9 protein-coding genes are annotated in these 12,392 nt (G+C 62.7%); 1 reads left to right on the plus strand and 8 read right to left on the minus strand.

Features of this window, described 5'->3' with window-relative positions:
* Positions 1-2: 2 nt before the first annotated feature.
* The 6 genes from ACK28C_RS04075 to ACK28C_RS04100 form a co-directional block, all read right to left on the minus strand.
* Entirely contained in the window at positions 3-1,172 is a 1,170-nt protein-coding gene (locus ACK28C_RS04075) for a lipid-A-disaccharide synthase (protein ID WP_409152478.1), read from the minus strand.
* The gene (locus tag ACK28C_RS04080; protein ID WP_409152479.1) at positions 1,169-1,987 is read right to left on the minus strand and encodes an LpxI family protein; all 819 of its coding nucleotides are present in this window, start codon (positions 1,985-1,987) and stop codon (positions 1,169-1,171) included. Before ACK28C_RS04080 ends, ACK28C_RS04075 begins: the two co-directional genes overlap by 4 nt.
* Positions 1,984-3,093 (minus strand): LptF/LptG family permease, encoded by a 1,110-nt coding sequence (locus ACK28C_RS04085; RefSeq protein WP_409152480.1) that lies wholly within the window; start codon positions 3,091-3,093, stop codon positions 1,984-1,986. The genes ACK28C_RS04080 and ACK28C_RS04085 overlap by 4 nt, the downstream gene beginning before the upstream one ends.
* Positions 3,090-4,208 (minus strand): diguanylate cyclase domain-containing protein, encoded by a 1,119-nt coding sequence (locus ACK28C_RS04090; RefSeq protein ID WP_015556954.1) that lies wholly within the window; start codon positions 4,206-4,208, stop codon positions 3,090-3,092. Before ACK28C_RS04090 ends, ACK28C_RS04085 begins: the two co-directional genes overlap by 4 nt.
* 301 nt (positions 4,209-4,509) lie before the next feature.
* Entirely contained in the window at positions 4,510-6,054 is a 1,545-nt protein-coding gene (locus ACK28C_RS04095; protein ID WP_015556953.1) for a DUF4139 domain-containing protein, read from the minus strand.
* Between the two features lie 305 nt (positions 6,055-6,359).
* Positions 6,360-7,931 carry an AAA family ATPase gene (locus tag ACK28C_RS04100; RefSeq protein ID WP_409152481.1) on the minus strand — a complete coding sequence of 524 codons (1,572 nt, stop codon included), beginning with the start codon at positions 7,929-7,931 and terminating at the stop codon, positions 6,360-6,362.
* 155 nt (positions 7,932-8,086) lie between these two features.
* On the opposite strand from ACK28C_RS04100, the gene ACK28C_RS04105 reads away from it, so the two are divergent.
* The gene (locus ACK28C_RS04105; protein WP_208873679.1) at positions 8,087-8,338 is read left to right on the plus strand and encodes a hypothetical protein; all 252 of its coding nucleotides are present in this window, start codon (positions 8,087-8,089) and stop codon (positions 8,336-8,338) included.
* A 149-nt stretch (positions 8,339-8,487) separates the two neighbouring features.
* Here ACK28C_RS04105 and ACK28C_RS04110 read toward each other — a convergent pair whose 3' ends face one another.
* Together ACK28C_RS04110 and ACK28C_RS04115 are read right to left on the minus strand one after the other, a co-directional pair.
* Positions 8,488-10,230, minus strand: coding sequence for an ABC transporter ATP-binding protein (locus tag ACK28C_RS04110; RefSeq protein WP_015556951.1), 1,743 nt, complete (start codon positions 10,228-10,230; stop codon positions 8,488-8,490).
* Positions 10,223-12,031: an ABC transporter ATP-binding protein gene (locus ACK28C_RS04115; RefSeq protein ID WP_015556950.1), complete on the minus strand. Its 1,809-nt coding sequence runs from the start codon at positions 12,029-12,031 to the stop codon at positions 10,223-10,225. The genes ACK28C_RS04110 and ACK28C_RS04115 overlap by 8 nt, the downstream gene beginning before the upstream one ends.
* Between the last annotated feature and the right edge of the window lie 361 nt (positions 12,032-12,392).

The raw sequence follows: 12,392 nt of genomic DNA on the forward strand, positions 1-12,392 counted from the left end.
CCTCAACCGTCAAGTCCTCCGCTCCGGCCCGCGCACAGGCCGATCACGCACTCCGCCCAAAAGTCTGCCGCATCCTCCGTCCCCATGGCCTCCCGCCCGCGGTCCAACCGCCCATCGACCTCCGCCCGCAGGACGGGGTCCTCCAGGTAGCGGCGCAGCTCCTTCACGATGCGCTCCGGCACGGCGTTGCCACACAGGAGCTCCGGGTAGACCGGCGCCTCCGTCAGGCAGTTGGGGATCGAGATGTAGGGCGTGCGCACCAGCGCCTTCAGGAGGAGGCGGGTGAGGGGGCGCACGTTGTAGATGACGACCATGAAACGCCGCAGTGCCATCGCCTCCACCGCCACGGTGCCGCTGACCCCCACCGAGGCGCGGCAGGCGACCAGCAGCCCCCGCCCCTCTCCATCCCACGTCTCAAAGCCCCTCGTCCGCTCCCGCAGCTCGTCGGCCAGGGGCGCCGCAAGCCCCGGGGCGATGGAGAAGACGGGAAGGTACCCCTCGTCCCGCAGGATGTGCGCCGTGCCCAGCAGGACGTCCAGGTGGTGCTTGATGTCGTAGCGCCGGCTCCCCGGCATGAGGGCGATCGCCCGTGCGCCGCCGATGCGCCGCGTCAGCCCCTCCGGCGCGCCGTAGCCGCGAAGCTCGCTCGCCAGCGGATGCGCCCGCCAGAGGGAACGGACCCCGCGCTCCGAGAGGAAGCGATCCTCAAAGGAGAAGAGGGGCAGGCAGAGGTCGAAGTCCCGCCTCAGGGCCTTTGTCCGACCGCTGCGCCAGGCCCACACGGTGGGAGGGATCAGGCTGACGATGCGCCCGCCGTAGCCGGCGCGCCGCAGGGCCGAGGCCAGCGGGAGGTGGTAGTCGGGGCTGTCGATCAGCACGACGGCCTCCGGTTGGGCCTCCATGACGGCGCGGACCATCGCGCGCCGCAGCCTCAGGATGCGCGGCAGCGCCCGCAGAGCCTCTCCCAGACCCATGATCTGCAGCTCCTCGTAACTCCAGTGGGGCCAGTTCCCCAAGTCGGGGCAGGCGGCCTCGGCCCTGGGCCCCATCATGCCCCAGACCCGCCCCGCCAGCGCCGGCTCGTGCTCCTGCAGGCGGCGGAGGAACCCCGCCGCGTAGACGTCGCCGCTGACCTCGCCGCAGCTCACGAAGAGGGAGCGTACCGCGCTCATGGCGCGATCCCCTGGACGGCGATGCCGTAGCGGCCGGCCATGGACAGGGCCCTGTCCGGGTCCAGGATCAGCGTGCGCCCCGCCTCCACGGCCAGGCAGGTGAGGCCGGCGCGGCGCATCCCCTCGATGGTGTCGGGCCCCACGGTGGGCAGGTCGTAGCGCAGGTCCTGGTCCCGCCGCATCATCTTGACGACGACGCCCCGTCCCGCCAGCGTCCCCGCCCTGGCGATCATGGCGTCCGTCCCCTCCATGGCCTCCACGGCCACCACGGCACCCTCCGCCACGACCACGGCCTGACCGAAGGAACAGGGCAGGGTGACGCGCAGGACCTGCCGCCCGCACTCCACGTCCCGCGCCTCGGCCCCGGTGGGGGCCCGCGCGGCCAGACGGCCCTCCGCGGCCAGGTACTCCGGCAGGATCTGCCAGTAGGGGATCACGGAGAAGCCCTCGCGCTCCAGCGCGCGGACGACGGCCCCCAGGAGCGAGTGGTCGTCCATCAGGCTGCCGGCCAGCACGGACCGGCTCAGCCGGTCGAACAGCAGCGGCAGAAAGTAGATGACGCGCTTGGGGATCCAGCCGGCCATGATGACCCGCCCCGCCCCGAAGCGCCGCATCTCCCGGACGCCGCGCCCCAGGCTGGGCCAGCGGAGGCGCACCAGCCTCCGGGCGAAGGGGGCCAGGGCCTCCAGGTCGTCCCGCACCGCCAGCACCAGTGGGGCCTCCCCTGCCTCCGCCAGCTTCCGCGCGATGGCCTCCGGCAGGGCTCCCTCCCCGGCGATCAGGGCAATGGGCGCGCCCGCGATGGGGTCCGTCATCGCCGGTCAACCCTCCAGGCGAAGAACAGCGCAACGGCCAGGAAGAGCAGGTTCGGTCCCCAGCCCGCCAGCGAGGGCCAGATGGCCCCGGCCTCTCCCAGGGCACGGCACATGGACATGACGACGTAGTAGGCGAACACGATGACGACGCTGATGCCGAAGCCGACTCCCGACCCCCGCCGGCCCTGGCGCGACGCGCCGAACCCCGCCCCCAACACCGCCATGATGACGCAGGCCCAGGGCACCCCCAGCTTGAGGTGGAACATCACCCACAGGCGGGAGAGGTCCGCCCCCACGGAGCTGGACTGCTGTATGTAGCGCCACAGCTCGTGGGCGCTCATGTCCACCGGCCGCTTCGTGCTCATCTGCAGCTGTTCGGGCGACAGGTTCAGGGCAAGCCTCTGGCGCTCGAAGCGCAGGAGGAGGGTGACCTCCCCGTCCCGGTCCACCTCGTAGACGCGCCCGTCCTCGATCCACCACTGCCCCTCCTGCCACAGGCCCCGCTCGGCGGTCAGCGTACGCGCCAGGCGGTCCCGGTCGAACTCATGCACCATGACGCCGCGCATCACGCCCTGCTTCGCGTCCAGCTGGTCCACGTACAGCACGCGGCGCAGCACGCCGTCCTCCTCCTCCCGCAGGAAGACCTTTTCCTGCACGGCGGAGGCCTGATTCTTCAGGATCTCGTACTTCATCAGACGGTCCGCCGCCTCGGTGGTGAAGGGGACCACGGTCTCGTTGAAGGCCAGCGCCAGGAGGGAGACGAGAAGGGACGCCTCGACGACGGGCCGCAACACGCGGGAGAAGGGGATTCCAAGGGACTTGAGCGCGATGAGCTCGCTGCCACTCCCCAGGGAGGACATGCCCAAAAGGGTGGCCAGAAGCGACGACATGGGCAGCGTCATGGCCACCACCTCGGGCAGGCGATAGAAGAAGAGTCGCGTCACCACCCCCAGGGAGACGCCCTGCTCGATGATGAGCCTCGCGGCCTGAAAGAGCAGGTCCCCCGCCACGAAGATCAGCGTGAAGATCAGGATGCCAAACAGGAACGGGCCGGCGACGGCCCCCAGGATGAGGCGGTCCAAAAGCCGCGGCCTGAAGGGGTTCATTGTGCGTTCAGCGTGTACTTTCTGGCCATGGACGCGATGAGGCCGTCCACCAGCGACCTCGCGTTCGGCACGTCGTCCGTGCTCTCAAAGGAGGCAGCGACGTGAAGCGCTGTGACCTCGGAAAGGGAGCGATGGTCCTGGTTCAGCGTCCCCAGGAGCCCCAGCATTTTCTTGACGACGGCCTCCGCCGAAGCGGCGGGGCATTCGGGAAGCATCAACATCAGTTCCCGATCCCCCGACGGGGCGGCGACATCCGAGGTGCGGAGGCTCTTTCGGATGAGGGCGCCGTAGGCGACGAAGGCCTCCCTGGAGTCGGGGTCCCGCTCCGCGGCGGCGGAGAACACGAGGCGGATCAGCAGCACGGTCAGCGGGTGTCCGTAGCGCCGCGTCCGATAGAGCTCCTCGTCCAGGCGCATCATGGCGTAGCGGAAGGTCTGCAGGCCCGTGACGGGGTCCGTCAGGGCCGTTGCGCCCGCTTCGGGGGCGGGAGCTGCCACACGTTCGTTGAGCTGAAAATAGTAGCGGTCGTCCTCCATGGGGCGCTGGATCACGTCCCACGTCCTTCCACCCAGCGTGGCGGTGGCGTCCCCCGGCGTCAGCAGCACGGCGACGCTCTGGCCCTTCACCGCCTCCAGGGGCAGCTGCGCGGCCTCCAGCATGCCGCTGCTGACGCTCTCGACGACGCCCTCTCCGTCCGTGACGACGAAGGGCACGGGCAGGCGGACCTCCGTCTCGTCCGTCCCCTTCGGCGCGGCAGGGCCGGGCCGCCTCCGACGATAGTGGTAGAGGTTCACCAGCGCGACGGCCCCGCACACGGCCATGATGACGCCCACCCACTGGAACATGCGCGCGCCGCGGCTCAGGGCCAGGGGACAGAGCAGGATCCCCTGAGCGACGAGCTGCAGCGGCAGGAGCCCGACACCGAAGCCATGGACGATGAAGAGCCCGTAGAGCGCCGAGAGGACGACGAACAGGAGGCCCGTCATCCCCCAAAACGACGGGTTCACGGGCTCCGCGCTCAACGGCGAGCCCATGGCGCCCGCCACGAAGACGGTGGCGACGGCGACTGCCGGGGGCAGCGTGAGCCATTGAAAGAGCGAGCCGTTTCGGTCCATGGCTCAGCGGCGCGGAAGGGACGAATACAGCCCGAGGACGCGGCCCATCGGCAGCCCGGACAGCTGGAACGGCGTTATGGCCTTCAAGGTTGCACGACCTCCTTATCGAAAAAAGCGCTGCCTCGCTCCGCAAAAGCTTTTGGACGCCCCTTTCGCGGTCCGACGGAGGCGTCCGTCAGCAATTTCTTTAGATTCAACGAGGGCCCGCAAGGCGATCGGCGCCTCGCGGACCGGTTTTCGTCACTCAAAATAACGTCAAGTTTATTATAGCCCAACGGAGCCCTTTTGGAGCGCTCCCTCCTCAGCGGTACAGCAGTTCCTCCCCCGACGGGTAGCTCAGGGCGTAGTCCACCACGATCTCCACGGTCTCGCCAGCCTTGACGGACAGCTCCCACGTCAGGCGGTTCTCCGGATCGCGCTCCGCAGGAGCCGGCTCGATGCGCTTCACCTCCAGCTTCACCTTGTCGTCCGTGGGGATGGGCAGGCGGTCCCGCACCGTGACCGTGCGGTCCTCGGCCATGCCGTTCGTCACCTTGATCCTGTAGCCGTTGGTGGACACGCCGCTGAACCAGGAGGAGCCGGTCTTGGCCACGAGCGGCTCCTTGCTGGCGGTGATGAGGGGCGCGTAGCCGAAGGGGAGCCGCATCTGCCCCACGCCGTACTCCGGAAGGGAGGTGACGCCCGCCGGCGCGCCGTCCACCATGAGGTCCGCGCGCCCTGGGATCAGAGAGGTCTCGGCGTTGTCCATGCTGGCGACAAGCCAGGCGCTCCCGCGCTGCTCCGGGATGAGGACCAGCAGGGGCTTTCCCGTGAGGTCGATGCGCCCCAGCGTGAAGGTGGAGGGCAGTCCCGCGCCGGAGAGCGTGCCCTGTCCCGTCACCGTGCGGTCGGAGAGGGTCGTCGTCATCGTCAGACGCCTGGGGGCCGGTCGGGCGGCCTCTGCGGAGGGGGCGGCTACAGCATAAGGCGCTATGGCCCCCGCATCACTCATCGACCTCCGGAACTTGCGGACGTCACCGTCCTGCTCTTTGGGCTTCAGCGCCACGCGCAGCGGCGCCAGCTCCGGCGCCCGGACGCCCTCGTCCTGTGCCTTCGTGTGGAACGTGACGACACCGCTGTAGTCCAGCCCCGTGCGCTGCTCGGCCAGGGCGAAGAGGTCCGTCTCGATGGCTCCCGTTGCGGTGGTCAGGTTCATGGTGTACCGGGGGGACCACTCGGCAGCCTCTGCAAAGGCCTCCAGCAGGAGGACCGCGTCGCCGTGCCCGTGCCCGGACACCAAAAGGAACGAACCCGCGCCGTCGGGGGTCCGAGCCTCCAGCTCCTCCCTCAGGACCTCGAGCTTCTCCGTCTCCAGGGCGAGCGCCGTGGTCAGCTCCGCCAGCTCCTTCTCCGCATCGAGCTTCAGGGTCTGGGCCTCCCGGACGTAGGCGATGAGGTCCCGCGCCTGGGTCCCGTCCTCGGGGGCGGGGTCGATGGCCTCCAGCAGACGGAGCGTCTGCTGGAACGCGCTCTTTCGGGCGTTGAGGCGCGCCACGGCCGCCGCCTGAGCCTCCACCTCCGCCTTCAGTCCCGCCAGGGCGGGAGGCGTCCAGTCGGCCCGTCGGCGGCTCACCACCTTGAAGTCCTCGGCGTCGAGGGGGTTCAAGAGGCGCACGGAGTCCTCCCGAAACGCGCCGGGCAACTCGATCTCAAAGTCCCCCTGCGACGCGACCTCCAGGACGAACTTCGCTCCGGACGGGTAGAGGTCCAGCGAGCGGACGGTGAAGTCCGCCGCCTGCGCCGCACACGCCCAGCCGAACGTCGTCAGGAGGGCCAGCGCCAGGACGCCAAACAGCGACAGTTTCATTGTTTCCTCTCCTTTCATAGATCGTGTTCCGGGCCAGGGCCCGGCTTCCGCCGCTATTGTAGCATGAAGAAGGGGAAGCCCCAACCGCAGGGGCAGCCCCCCTTGCAGGGGAGGCAATCCATATTAAACGCGAATTGGTATCAGGTATTTTTCTCCGTCATTCGGGCTGTCAGATCATGAACGAGGGCACGTGGGCTCAATGGGTTCCGGGACGGAAATGCAGGGCGCGGCAGACACGTATCCAGCGGGCCATCTCTCCGAGGTCGGGGACGCGCGCGGAGAGCACCAGGGCATCCTTCTACAAGCTACAAGCAGACGAGCGCCGTGTGCTTTTTCGCGTCGACGACGATGACCGCGGACGTCATGGCGCGGCCCTCTCCGTCGTAGGGTTTTGCATAGCCCTTCTCCTCGATCTGCTTCCGACCCTCGTCCCGAAGCCTCGCGATCTCGCCCGCGCTCCGCGCCAGCTTGAACTCCAGCACCACTGCGCGGTTCGGGAAAAGGACCAGGACATCGCTTCGCCCCCGGTTCGTGGGGACCTCCCCGTGGGCCGTGATGCCCGCCCCACGCAGGAGCATCAAAAACAGAGATCGGTACAGGGACTCGTTCCGCCGGGTGAAATCCTGGTAGGGGATGCCGGCCAGCGCGGTGTTGTACAGCCTGACCGCCCCCTCGATATCCCCGTCCTTCAGCGCGCGCCAGAGGTTCGAGCCAAGGGCCGTGAAGCCCTCCACACGATAGACGTTATCCAGGTACAGGCGCGAGATGGAGTTCAGGACCTCGCGGTTGGGATAGTCCAGAGTCAGCTCCTGCTCCTCCGCGGATTCGATGGTCAGATAGCCGCTCTGGAAGAGGAAGCTCTCCGGCCTAGCCCGCTCGATCTCCTGGCTGTCCGCGAAGTCGGCGGGGACGCTTTTGTGCCGATAGACCTCCGGGTCGTCGATCCCGTGGCTGCGCAGATAGGAGAGGATGAACGTGGGGGAGCCCGAGTGATACCAGTAGTTTTTGAACTCCCTGTCGGCCAGGAAGTTAAGGATCGAGAAGGGATTGTAGAGCCGCGTTTTGCCGTCGAAGCAGAAGCCGTCGTAGTAGTCCTTCATCCGCATCAAGAGCTCCTGGCGGGAGAGGCTCATCTTGCCGGCTGCGTCGTCGATCCAGTCCGCGAAGTCGGCCTCGAGCTCCTCCTGTGTGTAGCCCACGACGTCGCCAAACTCCTCCACCATGGAGATGTCCCGCAGGTTGTTCATGGCGGAGAAGACACCCGTCTTCGTGAACTTGGAGATGCCGGTCAGCATGACAAAGCGGAGGTACTCGTCGCAGCCCTTCAGGACGGTGTAGAAGCTACGGAGCGCTTCGCGCATGGCCTCCGCCGCCTCCAGGTTTCCGATCTTGTCCAGGATGGGCTTGTCGTACTCGTCGATCAGCACGACGACCGGCCCGCCCTGGTCATAAAGCCCGGAGATCATCCCCTTGAAGGCGCCTCCAGGCTCGTCTGCATCGCTTCGGGTCAACGTTATCCCGTGCCTGTGGCTCCGATCGGTAAGCTCCGCCACGAGGTTCTTCTCGAAGCACGCGACGTCCCGCACGTCCATCATGCTCATGTCGAGCCGCAGCACCGGCGCGGGGTGTTTCGCCTGCTCCGCCACCCACGCCTCGGCGGCCAAGCCCTTGAAGAGTTCGGCCTTCCCACGGAACATCGCGTCGAGCGTCGAGAGCGTCAACGACTTGCCGAACCGCCGGGGGCGGGACAGGAAACAACGGTCAGAGCTGACAAGTTCCATCAGCCGCGCCGTCTTGTCCACATAAAGATGCCCCCGCTTCCGCAGCCTCTCGAAGCTCTGGATGCCTATAGGCAGAGTTTGAAGTTTTTCGCTCATAATCCCGTCACCTCGCTTCGATTGAGTGTTTTATGACCTTATTCTAGCAGAGATGGAGGGGGGATTGTGAAGACCCTCATTCACTCGGCGCCTCCTGTGCTTTCAGGAGGTGCCGGCATTTGAGACTTCAGGAATTTCGGAGAGGAGAACAGCTTTTGAGGAACTTCGAGAATTTGCCTGTTGTACTTGGCCTGACAGCCCGGCATTTACCTGTTACATTTGGCTTGACAATCCAGCGCCTGAAAAAATTTCGGCGTTGTGCCGCTTTTTGTTCTTTCCACGCTCATGCGCACACCGGCAGGATTAAAGTGCTTGCCCAGCATTTTTACGCCCAGCAGCTAACCGCCAACGCAGAGAGCCGCCGTTACGTCAAGAGAAGTCGGAATGTTTTACGGGGCGCACTATAATCAGCCCCGGTTCAAGGAGATTGAGAGAACTTGCATATTGCCGCAAAGGACAGCATAATGAGATAGCCGATGCCGATCATCAGAAGGACAGTACGATAACAAGGACGAACACCTTGAAGTTCAGGATTTTTGATTTCATGTTTCTCCTCCTAAGATGATTTGAAAGTATAATTTCCAGCCTGATTTTGCAATTTCCACAGCCGGGAGTAGAGTCCGTCCGTCCCAACAAGCTGGTCGTGGGTCCCATGCTGCGTGATCCTGCCGTTTTCAAGGACAAGGATCAGCTGTGCGCCGCGCACGGTTTTCAGCCGGTGTGCGATCATAATTACGGTGCGCTCTTTGGATATTTCATCCAGTGCCTTTTGCACCATTGCCTCGTTGTCTGCGTCTAGGGAGGCGGTAGGCTCGTCCAGAAGCAAGATCGAAACATCCTTCAAAAATGCTCTCGCCAGCGAGATGCGCTGCCGTTCACCCCCGGACAGGGTTGCGCCGCCTTCGCCCACCACCGTATCGTAGCCCTCCGGTAACGCTGAAATGAAGTCGTGGCAGCGCGCTTTCCGGCAGGCGTCGATTATTTTTTGTTCGGTGATGTTCTCATCCCCAAAGCACAGATTTTCCCGTATTGTCCCCCGGAACAGATAGGCGTTTTGCATCACCATAGATACCTGCGAAAGCAGGCTTTCCGGCACAATGCTGCGAAGCTCTTTCCCGGCAAAACGTACCTGTCCCTGCTGATAGTCCCAGAATCGCGCCATCAGCCGCAGAAGCGTAGATTTGCCGCTGCCGGAGGGCCCTGTCAGCGCAGTAAGCGCCCCTGCCGGCGTTTCAAAGCTCACGTCATGGATCACATCGTTGCCCTCCGTGTAGCAGAAGGAAACGCGGTCAAACGCATAGCTGTCGCCGTGGTCGATTTCGTCCGTACCGGAAGGGGCAGGCGTTGTCATCACCCTGTCCAGACGTTCACCGGAGAGCGCCATGCCCCGCAGAGCGGAAAGGCTGCTCACAAGGGTAAGCGCCGGTTCGGTCAGCTTTGTGGCAATCACAAGAAAGCCCGCGAAGTCCAATATGGTAAGACTGCCGCCCAGCAGCAGATACAATCCCACTGCCGCTGTCACGGGAACAACGAATTTGACCAGCGAGGCACACAGGGTAGAAAGGCTGCCTGCAACGGCCTCGTCCTGCAGAGATTCCCTGCGCAGGTCTGAAAACGCTTTTTCCAGAGCATCGAATCCGTTGCCGGTACGGTGGTAGGCTTTGAGGTCTTTCATACCGTGCAGGTATTCATTGAGCTGCGTTGCAGCTCTTGTCTTGGCCTCCATAACGGAGCGGCTGTGCTTTTCCTTAACCTTTGTAATTTGCAGCATCAGGATTGCGCAGACAGGCAGCATGGCAAAAATCGCCACCGCCATGTGCCAGTCGAAGAACAGCATACAAACAAAGGAAAGCAGCAGCAGGAAGCCTACGCCGATGGGATAGGGCAGCCAGAAGCACATGGTATATTCCACATTGGCAAAATCGCCTGCAAAGGAGCTGATCAGCTCGCCGGATTCCTTTGAGGAAAAGAAGCCGAGGCTTTGACGGCGCAGCTTTTGAATATAAGCGATACGCTTATCTGCGGTGTCGTGATAAGCCCGCCCGTAGGTGTTGTAGTAGGAAATCAGCTCCACTGCGTATTGCAGGAGGACATAGCCAAGCCCAATGATAGCTATTTTTGTCAATAGTGAAATGTCCAGCGTATAGGGCAGATAAAACGCCTGCCCCAAGAGATAAATCGCCCTATATGCGAGGATGGCGGGAAGTATGCTGGACGACTGAGAGAGAAACAGCCACAGCGTCGGCGCAAGGATCTGCTTCGGGTGGTGGAAGGTAAATTGCCGGATCATCTTAAACATGGGCAAGCCCTCCCTTCATCTGCCAGCTTTCCGTTTCGTTCTGGATTGCCCACAGGTGTGCGTACAGTCCGTTTGCTTGCAGCAAATCGCTGTGTGAGCCGCGTTCCTTGAGCTGCCCGTTCTCCAATACGAAAATGTAGTCTGCGTCCTGGATAGAGTAAAGCCGGTGGGCTATCATCAGGACAGTCTTGTCTTTCAAAAGCTCCGTCATGCCTTTCCGCAGAGCAAGCTCGTTTTCCGCGTCAGTAAAAGCCATCGCTTCGTCCAGTACGACAATGGGCGCGTCCTTCAATATCGCCCTTGCAATGGCGATGCGCTGCGCCTCGCCGCCCGACAGCCTGTGCCCGCCGTCGCCCAGCCTCGTATCATAGCCTTTCGGGAGGGAGAGGATGAAATCGTGGCACCTTGCCGCCTTTGCCGCCCGTTCCACGTCCTCGCGGTGAACCTTACGGTGCATGGCGATATTGTCGTAGACGCTTTCCGCAAAGATATGCGTGTCCTGAAAAACAAAGGCGACAGTGTTCATCAGGGCTTCCGTGGAATACTCCCGGATGTCCCGCCCCGCAATGCTGATAGAGCCGCTTTCCACATCCCAAAACCGGGCGATGAGCTGCCCTGCCGTGGATTTGCCCCCACCGGACGGCCCTACCAGCGCGGCAAAGCTCCCGGCCGGGATCTCCATTGTCAGGTGATCCAGCGCCATGCGGCGCAGGGGAGTGGCAGCGCTCTGATAAGAAAAACTCACATCCTGAAATGCGATTTCGGCTCCTCCCCTTGGCGCGGCCTCCGTCCCCTCGGACATGGGCTGCATATTCAGCACCTCGTCGATCTGATCCATGCGTACCGACAGGTTAAGCAAATCGGCACCGAACTCCACAAGTTCCATCAAGGGACTGATGCAGGCAGGGCCGACGATCAGGAACATCAGCAGCTCCATCATAAGCTCGTGGTCGCCGGGATGCAGGTGCAGCAATACGCAGCCGGAGGCGAGCAGAAAAGCCAGCACCGAAATCGTGATGGTCTTATACGCGCCGAAAATCGGCGTGACACGTTTCAGATAGGCCTTCCAATTTTCCCTGTTCTTCTCTATCAGTCCAGTCAGACGACGTGCTGCCGCCTCCGGCCTGCCAAAGATTTTTTCTTCCTCCATGCCCGCCACATATTCAGAAAACGCGGCGTCCAGCTCGGTTGAGGAACGGTTCAGATCGTTCCAGATCTTTTGCCCCCGCTTTCCGCCGAACGCGGAAAACTGGATAAGAAAGGCAAGCGCTAAGGCGATAAAGATCGTCAGCGCCAGCGGTATGTTGAGAGAGAACATCAGCACGGCAAAAGCTGCCAGCAGCAACCCCGCACCGAAGATATTGGAAACATCGTGAGCAATGATGTTTTCCATCTTTTCGATGTTCTCGTTCATCATCTTCTGTGTAGCTCCGGATTGCCCGCCTGTATAAAAACCGAGGTCCAGCCGCCCCATGTGGTCGAGGATGCGCATACGTAAATCATACAGGGCGTTGAACGCGCAGGCATGACAGGAAAAGCTGCCGATCACGGACAATACAATGCCCAACGCGATACTTCCTATCGTAACCGCTGCCCACAGCCACATCTCGCCGGTCGGGACAGCCGTACCATCAAGCGATGCCAGCAGGAAAAGTCGAACGATTCGGTAGACCGTGTAAAACGGTACGCCGGACAACAAAACGCTGAGTGCAGAGCAGGTCACTCCAAGGATGTATTTTCCCGGACTGCAATGTGCGGTTCGGAATACGCGAAGAATGACGTTTTTCTTTGCTTCTTGCATAGAAATCCTTTCTCTGCGGCTTTTGTCTTGACACGAATACCGCAAAATCTTTATTGGTTATACGCCCTTAACTGATAACAATTATATGCATGGAAGCCGGGTTGTCAAAGCGGCAAAAAGTGCCTCAAGGCCAAGCCTGTATTTCATAAAAGCTCCGTAAATCGTTGGGATACAGGCTATTTTGTGGTAGAATTTCATTCAAAAGTTGCCTACAGTTAACCCAAATTCGTGCCAAAACAGAAAACGATATGCCAAAACGGAAAGGGAGGGGGCGACGAGATGGTTACAATACACAGCATCGAAGAAATGCTGAACTTCTATATATCGCTTGGCGGCTTGCGGGAGGACGCGGCGAACGGCT

It is taken from the genome of Fretibacterium fastidiosum (assembly GCF_964642095.1).
GTDB lineage: Bacteria > Synergistota > Synergistia > Synergistales > Aminobacteriaceae > Fretibacterium > Fretibacterium fastidiosum.

Coding starts and splice junctions, on each gene's coding strand:
- ACK28C_RS04090 (WP_015556954.1), bottom strand. CDS start 4,208: ATGGACCGAAACGGCTCGCTCTTTCAATGGCTCACGCTGCCCCCGGCA.
- ACK28C_RS04100 (WP_409152481.1), bottom strand. CDS start 7,931: ATGAGCGAAAAACTTCAAACTCTGCCTATAGGCATCCAGAGCTTCGAG.
- ACK28C_RS04075 (WP_409152478.1), bottom strand. CDS start 1,172: ATGAGCGCGGTACGCTCCCTCTTCGTGAGCTGCGGCGAGGTCAGCGGC.
- ACK28C_RS04095 (WP_015556953.1), bottom strand. CDS start 6,054: ATGAAACTGTCGCTGTTTGGCGTCCTGGCGCTGGCCCTCCTGACGACG.
- ACK28C_RS04115 (WP_015556950.1), bottom strand. CDS start 12,031: ATGCAAGAAGCAAAGAAAAACGTCATTCTTCGCGTATTCCGAACCGCA.
- ACK28C_RS04085 (WP_409152480.1), bottom strand. CDS start 3,093: ATGAACCCCTTCAGGCCGCGGCTTTTGGACCGCCTCATCCTGGGGGCC.
- ACK28C_RS04110 (WP_015556951.1), bottom strand. CDS start 10,230: ATGTTTAAGATGATCCGGCAATTTACCTTCCACCACCCGAAGCAGATC.
- ACK28C_RS04080 (WP_409152479.1), bottom strand. CDS start 1,987: ATGACGGACCCCATCGCGGGCGCGCCCATTGCCCTGATCGCCGGGGAG.